Source organism: Microbacterium deminutum, assembly GCF_039530205.1.
GTDB lineage: Bacteria > Actinomycetota > Actinomycetes > Actinomycetales > Microbacteriaceae > Microbacterium > Microbacterium deminutum.
The window spans coordinates 1-18848 of the sequence record NZ_BAAAOG010000004.1; the positions used below are offsets into that span (position 1 = coordinate 1).

Below are 18848 nucleotides of genomic sequence, written 5' to 3' on the forward strand. Positions count from 1 at the left end.
AGATCGTGAAGCTGCTCGCCGGGAACGTCGACTTCATCGTGCTGGCCCGGTACATGCAGATCCTGTCGGAGTCGTTCCTCGACGATGTCGGCGTGCCGGTGATCAACATCCACCACTCGTTCCTGCCGGCGTTCATCGGCGCCGCCCCGTACCGCAAGGCGAAGGAGCGCGGTGTCAAGCTGATCGGCGCGACCAGTCACTACGTGACCAAAGACCTCGACGAGGGCCCGATCATCGAGCAGGACGTCGCCCGCGTGAACCACGCGATGTCCGCTGGCGACCTGCAGTCCCGCGGCGCCTACGTGGAGCGCGCCGTGCTGTCCCGGGCCGTGCAATGGCACGCACAGGACCGCGTCATCCGCCACGGCAACCAGACCATCGTCTTCACGGACCGACCGTGACCATCACGGACGCCTCGACCTGAGGCTCCCAGCGAACAGAGAGGTTCACCCCCAAATGGCATCGAAGAATCTGCAGGACGTCATCGACGCATCCGGCAACCCCGTCGAGCTGCTGCGCAATTCGCAGATCGGCTCTTACATCTACCCGGTCGTGCCCTCCGACTTCCAGAACTGGATCAAGGAGCAGAAGGCGTGGCGTGACACCGCCGTGCTGTACGACCAGTCGCACCATATGGACAACCTGTTCCTGAGGGGCTCCGACGCGATCCGGCTGATCTCCGACACGGCGATCAATTCCACCTCGGTGTTCCCGGTCGACAAGGCGAAGCAGTATGTGCCGACGACCGCGTCGGGTCACGTGATCGGCGACGGCATCCTGTTCCGCGAGGGCGAGGACGAGTACGTGTACGTCGGCCGCGCCCCGGCGGCGAACTGGCTGCTGTTCCACGGTGAGACCGGCGGCTACCGGAACCTCGACATCACCGTCGACCGCCGGTCGCCGTCGCGGCCGTACGGTCACGAGGTGACCCGGCAGTACTACCGCTTCCAGATCCAGGGACCCAACGCCTGGTCGGTCATCGAGAAGCTCAACGGCGGCCCTGTCGAGCAGCTGAAGTTCTTCAACATGGCGACGATGACCATCGACGGCACCACGGTGCGCACCCTGCGCCACGGCATGGCCGGCGCCCCCGGGCTCGAGATCTGGGGTCCGTACGCCGATCACGACCGGATCTGGGCCGCGATCGTCGAGGCCGGCGCGGAATTCGGGCTCGTTCCGGTGGGGTCGCGCGCCTATCCGTCGAACACGCTGGAGTCCGGCTGGATCCCCTCACCGCTGCCCGCCATCTACACCGGCGAGGCGGAGCGGGCGTATCGCGAGTGGCTGCCGGCCGACGGCTACGAGGCGACGGGCACGCTTGCAGGGTCGTTCGTGTCGGAGAACATCGAGGACTACTACCTGACGCCGTGGGAGCTGGGATACGGCAACTTCGTGAAGTTCGATCACGACTTCATCGGGCGCGACGCCCTGGAGCAGATCGATCCCGCATCGCAGCGCAAGAAGGTCACTCTCGCCTGGGATGCCGACGACCTCGGCAAGGTCTGGACATCGCTGCTGGATGTCGACGGGCCGAACTACAAGTTCTTCGACCTGCCGCTGGCGAACTACGGATCGGCGAACTACGACGCCGTCGTGGACGGCGACGGCACCGTGGTCGGCTACTCCATGTTCACCGGCTACAGCGCGAACGAGCGTCGCGGGCTGTCGCTCGCGACGGTCGACCCCAACGTCCCCGAAGGGACTGAGCTGAAGGTCGTCTGGGGCGAGCCCGACGGCGGCACCACGAAGGCGAGCGTCGAGCCCCACGAGCAGACCGAGGTTCGCGTCGTCGTCAGCCCCGTGCCCTACTCGACGGTCGCCCGTTCCAGCTATCAGGGCGGCTGGCGCACGAGCTATCAGCCCGCGTGAGTCGGAGAGGAGACCTGTGAGCCTGCGCTACGCACTCCTGGCGATCCTCCGCGTCGGGCCCCTCTCGGGATATGACCTTCAGAAGCAGTTCTCGCAGTCGGTAGGCCACGTCTGGCACGCGCCGGACTCCCAGATCTACCCGGAGCTTCGGAAGATGGAGGAGAGCGGTCTCGTCGAGGGCGAGGATCAGCTGCGCGGCGAGCGCGGCCGTCGGCGCGTCTACCACGTGACCGACGCCGGCGAGCGGTCATTCCTCGAGTGGATGAACAGCCCGATGGAATACCAGCGCGTCCGCGACCCCGCCCACCTGCGTGCAGCGTACCTGGAGGCCGTGTCGCACGAAGCGGCACGCGCGTTCTTCACCGCGCACATCGCGGAATGGGATGGCGAGCTGGTCCAGTGGCGCGGCGAGCTGCGGCACATCGAGCTGCTCACCAACCCGATGCTGGTGCGCCGCCTTCAGGTCACGGCCGAGGCGGACAAGGTCCGCACGATCGCCTACAAGCGCATCGCCTACGAGGGGCTCGTCGAGCGCGCGCTGTCCGAGATCGCGTGGGCTCGCCGCGGCCTCGACCTCGTCGAGGAACTCGAGCGGGACGAAACGATCGAGGCAGCAGTCTGACTTGCCGGCGCTCTTCGTGAGCCGCGGGTGACACCAAGGGGCCCGGCCACCGCGGATGCGGCGGCCGGGCCCCTCTCCTACGACGACGTCAGTGCGCCATCGCCGCGAGGGCCTCGGGGTCGATGGTCGCGATGGCGTGGGTGTCCTGGAACGCCCGGACGCCCTCGATGCCCTGCTCGCGACCGAAGCCCGACTGCTTCATGCCGCCGAACGGCGCGCGCAGGTCGAGGCGTGTCGCGCCATGGTCGTTGACCCAGACATAGCCGCAGACGAGCTGCGAGCCCACGCGCTGGGCCGCGCCGGGGTCGCCGGTCCACACCGATCCGCACAGGCCGCCCCACGTGTCGTTGGCGAGCCGGATGGCCTCCTCCTCGCTGTCAACGGGGAGGATCGGGATGACGGGACCGAACTGCTCCTGTGTCACGACCCGCAGGCCCGGGTCCGGGTCGACGACGATCGCGGGACGTACGAAGTTCCCTCCGGCGAGGTCGCCCGCCGGGAGGTCGCCGAACTCGCGGACGTCGGCTCCGGCATCCTTCGCCTCCTGGATGATGTCCTCGACGAACGCCTTCTGAACCGGGGAGTGCAGCGGACCCATCGTCGTGCCCTCGTCCAGGCCGTAGCCGAGCTTCGCCTGCTCGAGCCGCTGCGACAGCCCGGCGACCACTTCGTCGAGCCGTGAGCGGTGCACGATCACCCGCTTGGCGTTCATGCAGATCTGTCCGCTGGTGTCGTAGATCGCGGCATAGAGCCGGTCGAGGTGCGTGTCGTCGAGGATCGCGTCCTCGAGGAACACCGCTGCATCGTTGCCACCGAGCTCGAGGGTGACGCGTGTGAGGGTCTTCGAGGCGAGCTCCATGATCCGCTTGCCGCCGCCTACCGATCCGGTGAAGCAGACCTTCGCGATGTCGTAGTTCTGGATCAGCCCTGTCATGTTCTCGTCCTTGCCGGTGACGACGTTCAGCACTCCGGCCGGAAGCTTCTCGGCCACCCGCTGGACGAGCCGTGTGGTCGCGAGCGGGGCGGTGGGCGGCGGCTTCACGATGGCGGTGTTGCCCGCCAGCAGGGCGTGCGGCAGCGAAGCCCCGAGGATCGCGATCGGCCAGTTGAAGGGCACGATCACCGTGACCACTCCGAGCGGCTGGTACGCCACCTCGGTGGTGACCGGGATGCCGGGAGCCACCGGCAGCGTCTTGCCCGTGCCCACCTCGTCCGCGAGCATCAGCGCGAGCTGCCAGCGGATCTCGAACACCAGGCAGTCGACCCAGCCCTCGAAGCGCACCTTGCCGTTCTCCTGCGAGAGGATCGCGGCATCCTCATCGCGATCGTCCGCGATGCCGGCGATCGCCTCGGCCATCTGCGCCGCCCGCTCCTGCGGGGTGAGCGCCGCCCACGCCGGGAATGCCGCCTTGGCCGCGGCCACCGCGTCCGCGACATCCTCCTTCGATGCGGACGCGGCATGCCCAACGATCACGCCGGGCTTTCCAGGGTCGGCGATCGCGAGCGTCTCGGCCGTCTCGCGCACCTCGCCCCCGATGTACAGCCCCGTCCTGACCGGGGCATCTGTCACTGTGTTCGACAACTCGACCACCTCTCTGTGTCTGCTGCGGCGCGCGCGTCGAGCATTGCGCTTCGATCTCGGGTCGCTTCCCTCAAGCGTGCATCGCCAGGCTCGCAAGGGCAAGATTGCCGACAATATCCACGCGAATCTCGTAGGCAATATCGTGCCGGCGACTAGTCTGAAGGCAGCAACAGTGGAGGGGACGGCGCATGACGGACACCGCCTTCGTCGATGTCGAAGAGGCCGGGGTGCGCCTCGATCTGACCCAGCAGCTCAGGGATGCGATCCTCGACGGCGAGTTCGCCCCGCACCAGCGGCTCATCGAAGCCGACCTCAGCGAGCGCTACCACGCGTCACGGGCGGCGGTGCGCACGGCGCTGCTCAACCTCACGAGCGAAGGCCTCGTCGAGCGCGTCCCGAACCGGGGTGCCCGCGTCCGCGCGATCAGCGTGGACGAAGCCGTCGAGATCGTCGAGGTGCGCATCGGCCTCGAGACGCTGTGCGCCCGCAAGGCGGCCGAGAACCTCACGGATGCGGATGCCGAGGGGCTGCGTCGGCTGCGCTTCGAGATCGAGGATGCCGTGGCATCAGGAAATCTCGTCGAGTACGCCCGCCTGAACCAGGACCTGGATCGGCGCATCCGCGAGCTGAGCCACCATGCCACCGCGACGCAGCTGCTCGAGCGGCTGCGGGCGCAGTCCGCGCGCCACCAGTTCCGGCTGGCCTTCCACCCCGGCCGGGCGAGCCAGTCCGCACCAGAGCACATCGCGATCATCGACGCGGTCCTGGCACGGGATCCGGATGCCGCAGAAGCAGCGACCCGCGCCCACCTGCAGGGGATCGTGGGCGTGCTGCGCGGCCTCGACTGACCTCCCTCGCGCGGGCGACGAACTACGGACGCACCGCGGCCCGGCCGGAACGAGTCCGGCCGGGCCGCGGCATCCATCGCCTCAGCGGATGGGGGAGATCACCCGAAGGCGTCCGCGTTCGCGTAGCCCTTGCCGTTGTACTTCTGCACGATGACCGACGAGACGGCGGGCTGGCCGTCCTTCGTCGTGTCGACCGACGTGCCTTCGAGCATGAGCGGCGCCTGGAAGCCCGAGATCGTGCGCAGCTTGCTCATGAAGTCGTCGCGCGTCGGCGCGGTCATCTTGGCGAAGACCTGCTCGAGGGTCGCACCGATCATGTAGCTCCACGCGCAGTGCGGGAACGCCGGGGTGTCCGGGTAGTTCGCGTACTGCTTGAGGTCGGCGAGGAACTTCACCACGTCGGGGTCGGCCGCGAATGCGGGGCTTGCGGCCGCCTTCGCGAACGAGACCGTGTAGACGCCCGGGAACGCCTCTGCGCCACCCGGCTGGAGGATCGCCGTCGGGCTGGAGGTGTTCGAGGGCAGGAACCAGCTGGGCAGCCACTTGAGCTCCTGGGCCTTCTGCAGCGACGAGATCACCAGCGGCGTGATCGACATCGCGTTGAAGAAGACATCGGCGCCGGTGCCCGCCAGCTCGGTGAGCTGGGCGTCGACCGAGCTGTCGGTCGCCTCGTACGTCAGCTCCTTGACGATCTGGATGTTGTCGTGTCCTTGGATGGCGCTCTTGAAGCCCTCGACGTATCCCTTGCCGTAGTCGTCGTTCTGCGACAGGATGGCGACCTTGTGGTTCTCGCTGGATGACGCGAGCAGGTCGCCGAACGCGGCACCCTCGTTCTGGTAGATCGGAACGAAGCCCAGCTGCCACGGGCTCTGCGACGAGTCCGAGAAGATGGGGTCGCCGGTCTCGATGAGCACCTGTGGCACCTTGTCGGCGATCGCGGCCTCACGCCACGCCCGGTTGGTCGGCGTGCCCAGGCCCGCCGTCATCGCGAATACGCTGTCCTTCAGCTGGTCGTAGTTGGCGGCGGCCTTCTGGGGGTCGTACGCATCGTCGAGCGCCTTGATCTCGACCTTGCGGGTCTTGCCGTCGCCGAATTTCACGCCTCCGTCGGCGTTCTTGGCGCCGAAGTAGGCGGTGATGCCGGCGACCGTGCAGGTTCCCGGCCCGGCGGTCGGACCCGACAGCGGAGTGGTGATGCCCAGCGTGATGGAGTCGTCGGTGATGCCGGGGCTCGCGGCGGCGGTCTCGGTGCTGCCGCCGCCTCCGCCGCGGGCGCAGCCGGCGGCCAGCAGGGCGACGATGCCGATGCCGGCGATCACCGACACGGCCCGCATCCTGGAGCGGTGTGTGCTCATGTGTCTTGCCTTCCTTCTCTTGACTCTGTGGGTGGTTGGGTGTGGTCTGCGGGACCGGATGCCGCGACGACGGCGGGTGCGGATGCCGCGGCCGTCGGGCCCTTGCCGCCGCGCCGTCGGCCCGCGCGGCGCCACAGTCGCGGCAGCGACACGAGTCCGCCCGGCAGGATGAACAGCACGAGCAGCAGAATGGCGCCCTGCAGGACCGCCGTCAGTCCGGGGTCGATCAGGTTCGTGAGCTGCGGGATGAGCACGTAGTACGCACCGCCGAGGAGCGAGCCGATGATGCTGCCGGCACCCCCGATGACCATCGACGCCACCAGGGTGATGGAGTGGCCGAAGCTCAGGGTCTCGGGCGAGGTGTACTGGATGACGACCATGTACAGGAATCCGCTCACGCCGCCCAGCAGCGAGGCCACCGTGAACGCGAGCACCTTGTAGCGGTACGGCGAGATCCCCATCGACCCGGCGACCGATTCGTTGGCCTTGACGATCGCGAATGCGCGGCCGTACTTCCCCCGCACGAGGTTGCGCGTGAGCAGGAACGAGATTCCGCCGACGAGCAGCACGATGTACAGCTGCCACTGGTCGTCGTAGAGGCCCGTCCAGGACGGGGCGGCCGAGAAGCGCGCCGACACCCCCTCGGACCCGCCGGTGAAGTCCGACAGCCGCTTCGCGAGCGGCACGCCCACGATCGGGAGGGCGATCGTCACCATCGCGATCGCGAGTCCGCCGAGCCGCGCCGCCGCCAGGGCGACGAGCAGTCCCACGACGGCGGGGATGAGGCAGGCGAGTACGAAGACGAGCAGGATGTTCCAGCCCTGCTCGACGCCGTAGGCGGTCACGTACGCACCGAGGCCGACGAAGAAGATCTGGCCCAGCGAGACCTGGCCGGCGTAGCCCATGATCACGTTCAGACCGAGCACGGCGACGGCGAAGACGCCGACCCGCGCGATCGTGGTGTTGGCGAGCTCGGGCAGGATCAGCGGCAGCACGATCGCCAGCACCACGATCAGCGCGGCCCCGGTCCAGCGGACCCAGGGCTTGTCGAAGAAGGCGACGGTCGCGGACATCAGACGCGCACCACGGCCTTGCGCCCGAACAGGCCCTGCGGCCGGATGACGAGGACGACGAAGATCAGGATGAACGGCACCGCGATCTTGAGGTCGTGGCCGATGAAGGGGACGTAGACCGCGGCGAGGTTCTCGAGCACGCCGATCATCCAGGCCGCGATGACGACCCCGATCGGGCTGGTCAGGCCGCCGATGATGACGGCGGCGAGCGCATAGACCAGGGCGGAGTCCATCATCCCGGGCGTGAGGGTCAGCTCGGGGGCGACGAGTGCGCCGGCGACGGCGCCGAGTCCTGCCGCAAGTCCCCAGCCGATCATGAGCAGCCGCCCGACGGGCATCCCCGAGAACGCCGCGGACTGCGGGTTGATCGCGACGGCCCGCAGCGCCAGCCCCAGCTTGGTGCCGACGAACAGCAGCTGCAGCACGACCATGATCCCGACGATCACGAGGAAGGTGCCGAGCGACCGGACGCTGATGACGGCGCCGCCGATCGTGAAGGTCTCGAGGGGGAAGAGCGAGGGGAACAGCTTGTTGTTGTACGTCCAGATCCACGCGCACACGCCGGTGATGAGCGTCAGCAGGCCGATGGTCACGACGACAGCGGTGTCGGGGTCGCCGCCCTCGAACTTGCGGATCAGGAAGCGCTCGACGATGGCACCGATCCCGGACGACACCACGATCGACAGCAGGATCGCGAGCAGCAGCGGAACGCCGAACTGCGTGAACTGCCACGCGACGTATGCCGAAAGCACCGCCATCCCGCCCTGCGCGAAGTTGATGAGACCGGTGGCCTGGTTCACGAGGACGATCGCCAGCGCCAGCGCCGCGTAGATCGACCCGGTCGAGAGGCCGTCGATGACGAGCTGGATGAAGGTTCCCACGCGTCAGCCCCCCAGGTAGGCGCGGCGGATCTCGTCCATGCCCTTGAGCTCGGCCGACGAGCCCGTGATGACGTTGCGCCCCGTCTCGAGCACGGTCGCCGAATCGACGAGGGTGAAGGCCAGGTTGGCGTTCTGCTCCACGACGACCATGGCGATCGCCGACTCGGCGCGCAGGCGCTTGATGGCCTGGTACACATCCTTCGCGGTGCTCGGGGCGAGGCCGAGGGATGCCTCGTCCAGCAGCAGGAGCCGCGGGCGGGCCATGTACGCGCGGGCGACGGCGAGCATCTGCTGCTCACCGCCGGACAGGGCCGATGCATTCGAGGTGATGCGCTCCTTGAGCTGCGGAAAGAGGTCGAGGCAGTAGTCGATGTCGGACTGGATGGCCTTGCGGTCCCGGCGCCGGTAGGCGCCGACGCGCAGGTTCTCGCGGACGGTGAGGTCTCCGAGGGTGCCCCGTCCTTCGGGTACATGGGCGATCCCGAGGGCCGCCACCTGGTCGGGGCGGAGGCCCCGGATGTCGATGCCGTCGAAGACGATCGAGCCCTCCGCGCGGACGGTCCCGCTGATCGCGCGGAGCGTCGTGGTCTTGCCGGCTCCGTTGGCGCCCAGGATGCCGACCGCTCCGCCGTCGGGCACGGTCAGCGAGACGCCCTCGAGCACCTGCACCGGCCCGTAGAACGCGGTGACATCGGAGAGTTCAAGCAGCGTCATCCGCGGCATCCCTCCCGATGTACGCCTCGATGACGCGAGGGTCGGACTGCGCCTCGGCGGCACTGCCCTCCATGAGCTTGCGGCCGTGGTCCAGCACCACGACACGGTCGGTGAGCGCCGCGATGAGGCCCATGTGGTGCTCGACGACCACGACGGTGATGTCGTCGTCGGCGCGCACGCGCCTGACCGTGGCGATGAGCTGCTCGACCTCGGTGTGGGGGAGGCCTGCGGCGGGTTCGTCGAGGAGCAGCAGGCGGGGCTTCATGAGCAGCGCGCGGCACAGTTCGATGCCCTTGTGAAGTCCGTGCGAGAGCTCGTCGGCCGGAAGCTTCGCGGCCCAGCCCAGACCGTGCCGTTCGAGCAGCGCGAGCGCCTCGTCGCGCAATGCGCGCTCGGCACGCGATGTGCGCGGCAGCCGCAGGGCCCATTCGACGGGACCGCCCGGAAGGCGCGTGTGGGCGCCCAGCAGCACGTTCTCGAGCACCGTCTCATGCAGTCGCAGCGCCGGGTGCTGGAAGGTGCGCGCGAGCCCGTGGCTCGCGAGAGTGGCCGGACGGGCGCCCCGCACCTCGGCGTCGTCGATCCTGATCGAGCCGGCGCTCGGCCGGTAGTGGCCGCTGATGCAGTTGAAGAGCGACGTCTTGCCCGCTCCGTTGGGGCCGACGAGACCGAATATCTGGCCGGGCTCGACCGTGAATGACACGTCCTGCAGCACCTTGATGCCGCCGAACCGCAGACTCACATCCTGCAGTGTCAGCTGAGCGGCCATGCTCACCCTTCGCTTCGTCGCGTCGTCCGGCTCGGGCACAGGTCAGGCGAGGCGGGCCCGCGTGTCCCGTGATTGGGACGGTACGGATTCACGCGCAGATTGTCAACGATTTTGGCGCGATTTACGGATGGTGTGTCTGAATCGTGACCGGGCCATCGTGATCCACCCCGGGAGCGGTCTGCTGGTGACTTTCTGTTCAACGGAAGTCGCCATGCGTCGGCTCTCTGGGCTTCGTAGCCTGAGGACGCACCCGAATCAGGAAGGTCGATGATGACATCCGAATCCCTCGCTCAGGCGATCGCCCGAGTCGGAAGCCCCGTGGAGCTGCTCCGCAATCAGGACTGGCCGGCATTCACGTTTCCGGTCGCTGCGGAGTTCACGAACTGGCGCGACGAGCAGCGCGCCTGGAACACGAGCGTCGCGCTGATGGATCAGTCGCACCACATGACGCAGCTCTTCCTCGGCGGCGAGGACCTCATCCCCATGCTCGAGCGGATCTCGCCGAACACGTTCGCGACGTTCCGGCCGGGAGTCGCGAAGCAGCTGATCTCGGTCAACAGGGACGGCTACCTGATCGGCGACGGCATCCTGTTCTACAACTCCGAGGATCGTGAAGGGCTCGTCCTCATCGGCCATCACCTGCTCATCGACTGGGTGCGCTTCAACGCCGAGAAGGCCGAAGCAGCCGGCGCCGACGTCCATCACCGGCTCGAGGGCAACTCGCACATGCGTCAGGGGCCGCCGACGTTCTACCGTTACGAACTTCAGGGGCCGCACGCCAACGAGGTCATGTCCAAGCTCTTCGAGGGGCCGGTCCCCGAGGTGAAGTTCTTCCATATCGGCGACTTCCGCATCGCCGGCAGGGATGTGAAAGCACTGCGCCACGGAATGGCCGGCCAGCCCGGATTCGAGTTCTTCGGACCGTGGGAAGACGGCGAGGCTGTGCTGCAGGCGCTGCTGGACGCAGGCGAGGAGTTCGGCATCCGTCGCGTCGGCGCCAAGGCGTACTCGGCGACCCCGCTGGAGTCGGGCTGGGTGCCCACGCCCTTCCCCGCGATCTTCGACGAGGACTTCGCGGAGTACCGCGACTGGCTCCCCGCGGCGCGCGCGGGATCGATCGGCGGGTCGCTGTACTCCGACGACATCCACGACTTCTACATGACGCCGTACGATCTCGGCCTCGGCAAGTCGGTGCGCTTCGACCACGACTTCCACGGCCGCGAGGCCCTCGAGCGCCACGCCGCGCTGCAGCGTCGGCATAAGGTCACGCTGCTGTGGAACGCGGAGGATGTCGCGGCGGTCGTCCGCTCGCAGCTCGAGCCCGGCATCCCGGCGAAGTTCCTCGACTTCCCGAAGGCGCGCTACGGGCTGTTCCAGATGGACGAAGTGCGCCAGGGCGATCGACTCGTCGGCGTCTCGACCGATGCCGGCTACGTCGCCTACGATCAGCTGTACATGTCGCTCGCCACGATCGACGTCGAGGTTCCCGAGGGTGCCGAAGTCGAGGTGGTGTGGGGCGAGGACCCCATCAGCGCCAAGCCGCAAGCCGACGCCGCGCATCGCCAGGTGCGCATCCGCGCGACGGTGGCTCCGGCGCCGTACCACGACTACGCCCGCACGGTGTATCGCGCGAACGACTGAGCCGCGGCAGCAGGCCTCTCAGGCCTTCCGCTCAACGGAAACGCCGGCTTACCATTGCCGGGTTGCCGGAAGGGGCAGGATGGCGCGCGGATCAGCCGGTGAGTCGGTGCTGCACAAGCACTTGCGGGTGCTGCAGGCGTTCGACGCGCTGCGGCCGTTCCTGACCCTCACCGAGATCGCGGATGCCTCGAGCATGCCCCTCTCGACGACGCACCGGCTCGTGGCCGAGCTGGAACGCGAAGGGCTGCTCGAGCGGATGCCGGACCGCAGCTACCGGCTCGGGGTGCGGCTGTGGGAGTTCGCGTCCCGCACGCCCGGCGCGCTCGGACTGCGCGAGCTCGCGCGCCCATGGCTCGCCGCCGTGCACGCACGGGTTCGTCAGCATACGCAGCTGGGGGTGCTGAACGGGCACGACGTGCTCTTCATCGAGCGCCTTTCCACGCGGGACGCCGTGCTCAACGCGACGCTCATCGGCGGACGCACGCCGCTGCCGGTGAGTTCCAGCGGACTCGTGCTGCTCGCGCACGCTGCGCCCGAGCTCGTCGACGAGGTGATAGCCGCCGACTGGCCCGCGTACACGGCCACCACGATCCGCGGCGGTGACACGCTGCGCGCGAAGCTCCGGCACATCCGTGCCGACGGGTTCGCGGTCGCCGACGGGTACATCCACGAAGAGTCCCGGGGGATCGCGGTCCCGGTCATGGGTCCGCACGGCATCGTCTACGCCGCGATCGGCGTCGTCGTCGCCAACGACGGCGCCTCCCCGCAGCCCGCGATCGAGCTGCTGACCATGGCGGCCGCAGGCATCACCCGCGCTCTGGAGGAGGCATATCTGCCCGACGGCACCGCCGCGCCCGACGCAGCCCGCGGCATCCGAGCGCTGGTCGGCTCGTCTCAGCGCTCGCTCGACTACTTCGCGTCGCTCGAGGGAAAGAGCGGCCTGGTTCACGAGTGGTCGGCGGTGAACGGGCGATGACGGGGATCGCCATCCTGGGACTCGGCGAGGCCGGTCGCCTCTACGCCCGCGGACTGCGAAAGGCGGGCGCCGAGGTGCGCGGCTACGACCCGCATCACGAGCTCGGCGACCCCGACGTGCGGCAGTTCCCGGTGCTGGCAGACGCATTGGCGGGCGTCGAGGTCGTCATGAGCCTCGTGGGCGGCGGCGCCGCGGCATCCGTCGCCCGTGACGCGCTGCCGCTCATGCCGGCCACCGCGGTCTACGCCGATCTCAACACGGCATCGCCCGAGGTCAAGCAGGAGATCGCCTCGCTCGCCGCATCGCAGGGCGTGTTGATGGCCGATGTGGCGGTGCTCGCGCCCGTCGTGCGCGGCGGGCATCGCACCGAGCTCCTCGCCAGCGGGACGGGCGCGGGCACAGTCGCCGAGCGCCTCGCCGCCTTCGCGGTGCCGATCGCCGTGTTCGATGGCGCGGCAGGCGAGGCCGCCCGCCTGCGGCTGCTGCGGTCGGTGTTCATGAAGGGCCTCGCGGCGCTCATCATCGAGGGCGCGGGCGCGGCGCGCGTACTCGGTGCCGAGGAGTGGCTGCGCGATCAGATGGCGCGGGAACTCGGCCCGGACGGGCCGGGGCTGGTCGACCGGCTCGTCGACGGGACCTACCGGCACGCGGTCCGCCGCGAGCACGAGGTGCGGGACGCTCTCGCGGTGGTCGAGGCATCGGGCGAACCCGCCGACATGACCCGCGCGACATTGGCGTGGTTCGCGCGGATCGTCGCCGATCAGCAGCGCTGACGCGGAGCCGACCGCTGGACCGCCGTGCCTCCGCTGGGCGGAGGGTCACGGCCGAGCGGAGGGCCGGCCGTTTCACGATGCACCTCCGCCCGCCGCTGGTCCTCCGCCGGGCGGAGGATCCAGGCGCAGGCGCCGCCCACCGCAATTCGGCGGGCTCGGATGCCGATGGGCGGCGCGGACCGCGGCGGATCAGTTCTTGCGGTAGTTCTCCCGCGCGAAGGACGAGTACGGCGCCGGGTAGACGGTGGCGCGGACCTCGACCTGACGATGGGGCTCGACGGCGGGCTTGCGGGAGTTGGGGTCCTCGCCCCACACGACGACCACCTCGGTGCCCGGCTCGGCGTGCTCGGCGTCGACGCTCGCGAGCGAGACGAAGACCTGCTCGCCGGTGATGTAGCCGGCATCGTGCGAGATGCCGACATCCCTCCCGTCCGCGAGCACGCGGTCGACCTGATACACCCCGTAGCGCGCCTTGGGGAAGTCGATGTACTTCGCCGGAGTGCCCGGCTCGTACAGCGAGCGCTGCGCGGTGGCGACGTCGTCGGGATTCCAGACGAGGGTCACCTTCGCCCGGCGGGGCGCCTCGGCGTGCTTCTCCAGCGCGGCGCGGCCGATGAAGTCGTGATCGAACGCGACGCTCCGGCCGTAGCCGAGATCGTACGGCGTGAGGTAGTAGTCCTCGATGTCGTCCGATACGAAGCTTCCGGCGAGCGAGCCCGCCCGCGCCGCCGGGAGCCAGGCCAGGTAGTCGGCCATCCCCTCGCCGGTGAAGATCGCAGGAAGCGGGGATGGCACCCACGCGGACTCCAGATTCGCCGACGAGTAGGCCTTCGCCCCGACGAGCACCAGCCCGAACTCCTCGCCGGCTGACACGATCGCACTGCGGACCCGCTCACCCTCATCCCACGGCCCGAAAAGCTCGAACCCGGGCTGGCCCGCCATGCCATGACGCAACGACCGCACTTCGAGTCCGTCGATCGTGAAGGTCGCCATGTGGAAGAACCTCGTCTGCGGCACCGGCGCCCCGGTCAGCTTCTCCATGACCGCCAGGGCGTGCGGCCCCTGCAGCTCGTACCGGAACAGCTTCGGCGGAACACCCGGTTCGCGCATGAGGGAGTTCGCATCGCGCTCGAAGGTGACGTCGTAGTCGCCCGTCTCGCCGAGGTACTGCACCCAGTCGAGCACCATGAACCAGCCCACGAGGTCGAAGGAGTCCTCGGCGAGGTGGAACAGGATCGCGTCGCCGATCAGGTAGCCCTCGTGGTTGACCGCGACGAACTGCTTCGCCCGGTCCACCTCGAAGTTCGCGAAGCTGTTGACCCCGGTGTCGCTCAGCAGCTTCAGCGCATCCGGACCCGAGATGAACAGATCGGTCATGTGGTGCGACTGGTCCAGCAGCGCCACGGACGTGCGCCACGACAGCTGCTCCGATCGCCAGTTCGTGAACTCCGGCGTGACGGGGAAGATCGTCGGCCTCGCCTGGGCGTTGCGCAGCAGGTCGACTGGGCTGCCGACGCGCGCGACGGCATCGGATACGGATTCCGGCATGGATGTGCCCTTCGGGAGCGGTGGGTGGGAGGTCAGAGCGAGCCGCCGGAGCGCCATCCGCCGTGGTACTCGAGCCGTGCCGTCTCGGCGTACGGCACCGGACTGACGACCGCCCGGACGGCGATCTGCTCGTGCGGCTCCACCGTCTTCTTGTCGGACCCGCCGTCGGGTTCGCCCCAGACGACGCGCACTTCGGTGCCGATCGGGATGTCGCGATCGACCGTCGCGAGCGACAGTCCGCGCTTCTCATTGGCCGTGATGCCGGTGAACAGCGACAGCCCCACGTCGGTGCCGTCCGCGTCGATGACCGCGTCGTAGTTCGACGAGCCGTAGTTCGCGTTCGGCAGGTCGAAGAACTGATAGCCCGGGCCTTCGCGGTCGATCACACTCGTGAGGATCCTGGCGAGGTCCTCGTCATCCCACGCGAGCGTGACCTTCTTGCGCTGCTGCTCCGGGTCGACCTGCTCGAGCGCCTCGCGACCGATGAAGTCGTGGTCGAACTTCATGAACGACCCGTATCCGAGCTCCCAGGGGGTGAGGTAGTAGTCCGCGATGTCGTCCGAGACGAACGAGCCCGCGAGCGCGTTGGTCGCCTCGTAGCTCGTCGCCGGCAGCCACTCGCGGTAGGCGCGCTCGCCCTCGCTCGAGTAGATCGCCGGCAGCGGCGAGGGGATCCATCCCGATTCGAGGGTGTTCGAGGAGTACGCGCGCGAGCCGCACGGCTCGATGCCGAACTCGGCCCCTGTCGTGAGGATCGCGTCCCTGATCCTGCCGTGCTGCTCGTACGGACCCCACAGCTCGAGGCCGGGCGCGCCGGCCATGCCGTGGCGGAGGGTGCGCACGTGCTCGCCGTCGATCGTCAGCTCGCCCATGTGGAAGAACTTCACCGGGTCGAGCGTGCCGCCGTTGAGCCGTTCGATGATGGGCCACGCGCTCGGCCCCTGGATCTGGAACCGGTAGTACTCGCGATGCACGGCCTCGCCGTAGGGGCGCGACGGCGAGCGGTCGTCGTAGCGGACCTCGACGTCGTATCCGCCGGTCTCCGCGTGGAACTGCAGCCAGTTCGCGGCAGGAGCACGGCCGACGTACACGAACTCGTCCTGCGCCAGGTGGAACAGGATGCCGTCGCCGATGACGCCGCCGTTCGAGGCCGTCGGCACGAACTGCTTGGCCGTGTTCACCGGGAAGTTCGCGAAGCTGTTGATGCCCGTCTCGCGCAGGAGCCGCAGCGCATCCGGACCCGAGACGAAGAAGTTCACCATGTGGTGCGTCTGGTCGTAGAGCACCGCCGTCTCGCGCCAGGCCTTCTGCTCGCGGCGCCAGTTGCTGAATTCCGCGGGAACCACAGGGTAGATGTAGGTGCCGAGCTGCGAATTGCGCAGCATCTGGACCACGCTTCCCCGCTCGTCGATCAGTTCCTGGAGATTGCGTGCCATGAGGCACCTCGACTTCCTTGTCTGTGGTTCGGTCTGACGAGAATGATACGGGGGTCATTTACCTACGTCCAGAGGGATACCCGTCGCCAATATTGTAGACAGAATCTTGACCAAAACGCGAGTAGTGTGATTCGATGACCCCGTGGCGCTGATCGAGGTCGATGCGCGGCCGGCTGCCGCGGGGGCGGGAGCCCGACGCGAAGAGGAGTTCCATGGCTGAGAGCGCGCCCTGCGTCCTGGTGGTCAGCGCCCACGCCGGAGACTTCGTCTGGCGGGCGGGCGGCGCGATCGCGGCGGCGACCATGCGCGGCGAGCGTGCTGTCGTGGCGTGCCTCTCCTACGGGGAGCGCGGGGAGTCAGCCAGCCAGTGGCTGCAGGGCAAGAGTCTCGACGAGATCAAGGCCATCCGCCGCGGGGAGGCCGAGGCCGCGGCATCCGCTCTCGGCGCCGAGATCGAGTTCCTCGACCTTGGGGACTACCCGCTGACCGAGTCCGCTGAGGCGGTCGCGAGACTTGTCGACGTGTATCGGCGAGTGCAGCCCACGGTCGTGCTGACGCACCCGCTGTCCGACCCGTACAACGGCGACCACCCGGCGGCGGCGCGTATGGCTCTGCAGGCCCGGATCCTCGCGCAGGCGATCGGCGTCGCGAATTCGGACGGCGCGTTCCCCAGCCAGAGCGAGATCATCGGCGCGCCGCCGGTGTTCTTCTTCGAGCCTCACCAGCCCGAGCAGAGCGACTTCAAGCCGAACGTGCTGCTCGACATCACCGCGGCGTTCCCGCGCAAGCGCGCCGCCATGGAGTGCCTGCCCGCCCAGCAGCACATGTGGTCGTACTACACCGACCTCGCGGTGCGCCGCGGCGTCCAGGTAAAGCGCAACGCGGGCCCGAACCTCGGGCTGGCGCACGAGACGATGGGCGAGGCCTACATGCGGTACTTCCCCCAGGTGACGGACGTCCTCACGTGAGCGGAACCCGCCGATGAGCCATGTGATCGTCACGGAGATCGTGCGCGCCGACCCCGCGGTCGTGGACGCCCTCGCCGAGTTCGGCTCGGCGACGGTGCATGAAGCCCTCGGGCGCATCGGCTATGCGGGTGCGCGGATCCGCCCCATTCAGCAGGGGACCGCGGTGGCGGGCAGCGCCGTGACCGTCCTCACGGCGCCCGGCGACAACCTCATGGTGCACGCCGCGATCGAACAGGCGCAGGCGGGCGACATCATCGTGGTCGTACCCGTGGCGGACTCGGCATACGGGTACATCGGCGAGCTGATGGCCACCCAGATGCAGGCCCGTGGAGTGCGGGCATACGTCACCAGCGGGGGGGTGCGCGACACCGGCGAGCTGCGGACGATGGGCTTCCCGGTGTGGACCGTCCACGTGAGCTCCGAGGGCACGGTCAAGGACACGCCCGGCTCGGTGAATGTGCCGGTGATCCTCGGCGGCGTCGTCGTCAACGCCGGTGACGTCATCGTCGCCGACGACGACGGAGTGACCGTCGTGCCGCGCGAGCGCGCCGCCGAGGCCTTGGAGGCCTCCCGAACGCGGGCCGCGAAAGAGGCCGCAAACCGTGCGAGGTACGAGGCGGGCGAGATCTCGATGGACGTCAGCGGCCTGCGCGGCATCCTCGACGATCTCGGGGTCACGTACGTGACGCAGTCGGAGTACCACGATGGCGGCCGCTGACCCGGAGCGCGACGGCATCCGGTGCATGCTCATGCGCGGCGGAACGTCCAAAGGCGCGTACTTCCTGGCAGAGGATGTGCCGGCCGACGCCGCCGTGCGCAACGATCTGATGCTGCGGATCATGGGGAGTCCCGATCCGCGCCAGATCGACGGCATCGGAGGGGCTCACCCGCTGACCAGCAAGGTCGCGATCGTGTCGGCGTCGACCGATCCGGATTTCGACGTCGACTACCTCTTCTTGCAGGTCGTGGTCGACGAGCCCGTCGTCAGCGACGCGCAGACGTGCGGAAACCTGCTCGCGGGCATCGGCCCGTTCGCCGTCGAGCGGGGGCTGGTCGCCGCCGGCGCCGAGTCCACCATGGTGCGCATCCGGCTGATCAACACGGGGGATGCCGCGACCGCCGTCTTCGCGACTCCGGGCGGCCGGCCGGACTACGCGGGAGACACCGCGATCGACGGCGTGCCGGGGACCGCCGCGCGGATCTCGCTCGAGCTGGCGTCGGACAGGCCGCTGCTGCCGACCGGGAACGTCGCCGACGAGCTCGCCGGGCACCGCGTCACCCTCGTCGACAACGGGATGCCGGTGGTGCTGCTGCGCGCGGAAGAGTTCGGCGTCGACGGCACCGAGACCCCGGCCGAACTCGAGGCGGACATCGACGTTGCCGACACCGTCGAGGACCTGCGCCGTGCCGCGGGACCCCTGATGGGGCTGGGCGACGTGTCCGGCCAGACGGTGCCGAAGATGATCCTGGTGTCGGCTCCGCGTGGGGGCGGCGCGATCTCGACGCGTGCGTTCATCCCCCGACGCGTTCACACCTCGATCGGGGTGCTCATGGCCGCGTCGGTAGCCGCGGGCATCAGCATCCCGGGCGCTGTCGGCTCCGATCTCGCGCGGCTTCCCGGCGAAGGGTCGATCGACATCGAGCACCCAACCGGCTCGTTCCCAGCCCGCGTGTCGGTCGGTAAGGATGCCCAGGGAGTCTGGCGCGGAACCTCGACCTCCATCCGCACCGCCCGAAAGCTGTTCGACGGCACCGTGTTCCCGCGCCCCGCTCGGTGACGCCGTCGCACGTCA

At 68.8% G+C, this 18848-nt stretch carries 18 protein-coding genes; 10 read left to right on the forward strand and 8 right to left on the reverse strand.

The annotated features are described in order from the left end of the window. The 3 genes from ABD212_RS11555 to ABD212_RS11565 all read left to right on the forward strand — a co-directional run. Positions 1 to 401: formyltransferase family protein (locus ABD212_RS11555; protein ID WP_344094750.1), on the forward strand; the 401-nt coding region annotated here is incomplete at its 5' end. Positions 402 to 456: 55 nt separating this feature from the next. Beyond that, positions 457 to 1869 carry a vanillate/3-O-methylgallate O-demethylase gene (ligM, locus tag ABD212_RS11560; protein WP_344094752.1) on the forward strand — a complete coding sequence of 471 codons (1413 nt, stop codon included), beginning with the start codon at positions 457 to 459 and terminating at the stop codon, positions 1867 to 1869. Positions 1870 to 1885: 16 nt separating this feature from the next. Further along, positions 1886 to 2491: a PadR family transcriptional regulator gene (locus tag ABD212_RS11565; RefSeq protein ID WP_344094754.1), complete on the forward strand. Its 606-nt coding sequence runs from the start codon at positions 1886 to 1888 to the stop codon at positions 2489 to 2491. Positions 2492 to 2579: 88 nt separating this feature from the next. Here ABD212_RS11565 and ABD212_RS11570 read toward each other — a convergent pair whose 3' ends face one another. Beyond that, positions 2580 to 4073, reverse strand: a complete 1494-nt coding sequence (locus ABD212_RS11570) for an aldehyde dehydrogenase family protein (protein WP_344094756.1) — start codon at positions 4071 to 4073, stop codon at positions 2580 to 2582. 188 nt (positions 4074 to 4261) lie between these two features. Between ABD212_RS11570 and ABD212_RS11575 the strand changes: the two genes are divergently transcribed. Next, positions 4262 to 4921 (forward strand): GntR family transcriptional regulator, encoded by a 660-nt coding sequence (locus ABD212_RS11575; protein WP_344094758.1) that lies wholly within the window; start codon positions 4262 to 4264, stop codon positions 4919 to 4921. A gap of 98 nt (positions 4922 to 5019) precedes the next feature. On the opposite strand, the gene ABD212_RS11580 is transcribed toward ABD212_RS11575, so the two are convergent. From ABD212_RS11580 to ABD212_RS11600, 5 genes are read right to left on the reverse strand one after another with little or no spacing between them, the layout of a single operon-like run. Further along, positions 5020 to 6276 (reverse strand): ABC transporter substrate-binding protein, encoded by a 1257-nt coding sequence (locus ABD212_RS11580; protein WP_344094760.1) that lies wholly within the window; start codon positions 6274 to 6276, stop codon positions 5020 to 5022. Further along, positions 6273 to 7349 carry a branched-chain amino acid ABC transporter permease gene (locus tag ABD212_RS11585; RefSeq protein ID WP_344094762.1) on the reverse strand — a complete coding sequence of 359 codons (1077 nt, stop codon included), beginning with the start codon at positions 7347 to 7349 and terminating at the stop codon, positions 6273 to 6275. Before ABD212_RS11585 ends, ABD212_RS11580 begins: the two co-directional genes overlap by 4 nt. Then, on the reverse strand, positions 7349 to 8230 hold the full coding sequence (locus ABD212_RS11590; RefSeq protein WP_344094764.1) for a branched-chain amino acid ABC transporter permease: 882 nt from the start codon (positions 8228 to 8230) through the stop codon (positions 7349 to 7351). Before ABD212_RS11590 ends, ABD212_RS11585 begins: the two co-directional genes overlap by 1 nt. A gap of 3 nt (positions 8231 to 8233) precedes the next feature. Next, positions 8234 to 8944, reverse strand: a complete 711-nt coding sequence (locus ABD212_RS11595) for an ABC transporter ATP-binding protein (RefSeq protein WP_344094766.1) — start codon at positions 8942 to 8944, stop codon at positions 8234 to 8236. Beyond that, positions 8931 to 9713 carry an ABC transporter ATP-binding protein gene (locus ABD212_RS11600; protein ID WP_344094768.1) on the reverse strand — a complete coding sequence of 261 codons (783 nt, stop codon included), beginning with the start codon at positions 9711 to 9713 and terminating at the stop codon, positions 8931 to 8933. Before ABD212_RS11600 ends, ABD212_RS11595 begins: the two co-directional genes overlap by 14 nt. A gap of 267 nt (positions 9714 to 9980) precedes the next feature. Between ABD212_RS11600 and ABD212_RS11605 the strand changes: the two genes are divergently transcribed. The 3 genes from ABD212_RS11605 (at position 9981) to ABD212_RS11615 (ending at position 13103) form a co-directional block, all read left to right on the forward strand. Beyond that, on the forward strand, positions 9981 to 11354 hold the full coding sequence (locus tag ABD212_RS11605) for an aminomethyl transferase family protein (protein ID WP_344094770.1): 1374 nt from the start codon (positions 9981 to 9983) through the stop codon (positions 11352 to 11354). Between the two features lie 79 nt (positions 11355 to 11433). Beyond that, complete coding sequence (locus ABD212_RS11610) at positions 11434 to 12330, forward strand: IclR family transcriptional regulator (RefSeq protein ID WP_344094772.1); 897 nt, start codon at positions 11434 to 11436, stop codon at positions 12328 to 12330. Then, positions 12327 to 13103, forward strand: coding sequence for a DUF1932 domain-containing protein (locus ABD212_RS11615; protein ID WP_344094773.1), 777 nt, complete (start codon positions 12327 to 12329; stop codon positions 13101 to 13103). The genes ABD212_RS11610 and ABD212_RS11615 overlap by 4 nt, the downstream gene beginning before the upstream one ends. Before the next feature lie 189 nt (positions 13104 to 13292). Here ABD212_RS11615 and ABD212_RS11620 read toward each other — a convergent pair whose 3' ends face one another. Then, positions 13293 to 14651 carry an aminomethyl transferase family protein gene (locus ABD212_RS11620; protein WP_344094775.1) on the reverse strand — a complete coding sequence of 453 codons (1359 nt, stop codon included), beginning with the start codon at positions 14649 to 14651 and terminating at the stop codon, positions 13293 to 13295. A gap of 32 nt (positions 14652 to 14683) precedes the next feature. Beyond that, positions 14684 to 16087 carry a vanillate/3-O-methylgallate O-demethylase gene (ligM, locus tag ABD212_RS11625; RefSeq protein WP_344094777.1) on the reverse strand — a complete coding sequence of 468 codons (1404 nt, stop codon included), beginning with the start codon at positions 16085 to 16087 and terminating at the stop codon, positions 14684 to 14686. Positions 16088 to 16299: 212 nt separating this feature from the next. Here ligM (ABD212_RS11625) and ABD212_RS11630 point away from each other — a divergent pair, with 212 nt between their 5' ends. Genes ABD212_RS11630 through ABD212_RS11640 form a run of 3 tightly spaced genes read left to right on the forward strand, consistent with a single transcriptional unit; the run spans position 16300 to position 18833 of the window. Continuing rightward, positions 16300 to 17055 (forward strand): PIG-L deacetylase family protein, encoded by a 756-nt coding sequence (locus tag ABD212_RS11630; RefSeq protein WP_344094779.1) that lies wholly within the window; start codon positions 16300 to 16302, stop codon positions 17053 to 17055. A gap of 13 nt (positions 17056 to 17068) precedes the next feature. Next, positions 17069 to 17773 (forward strand): 4-carboxy-4-hydroxy-2-oxoadipate aldolase/oxaloacetate decarboxylase, encoded by a 705-nt coding sequence (locus tag ABD212_RS11635; protein WP_344094781.1) that lies wholly within the window; start codon positions 17069 to 17071, stop codon positions 17771 to 17773. Then, positions 17760 to 18833: a 4-oxalomesaconate tautomerase gene (locus tag ABD212_RS11640; RefSeq protein WP_344094783.1), complete on the forward strand. Its 1074-nt coding sequence runs from the start codon at positions 17760 to 17762 to the stop codon at positions 18831 to 18833. Before ABD212_RS11635 ends, ABD212_RS11640 begins: the two co-directional genes overlap by 14 nt. Positions 18834 to 18848 lie beyond the last annotated feature (15 nt).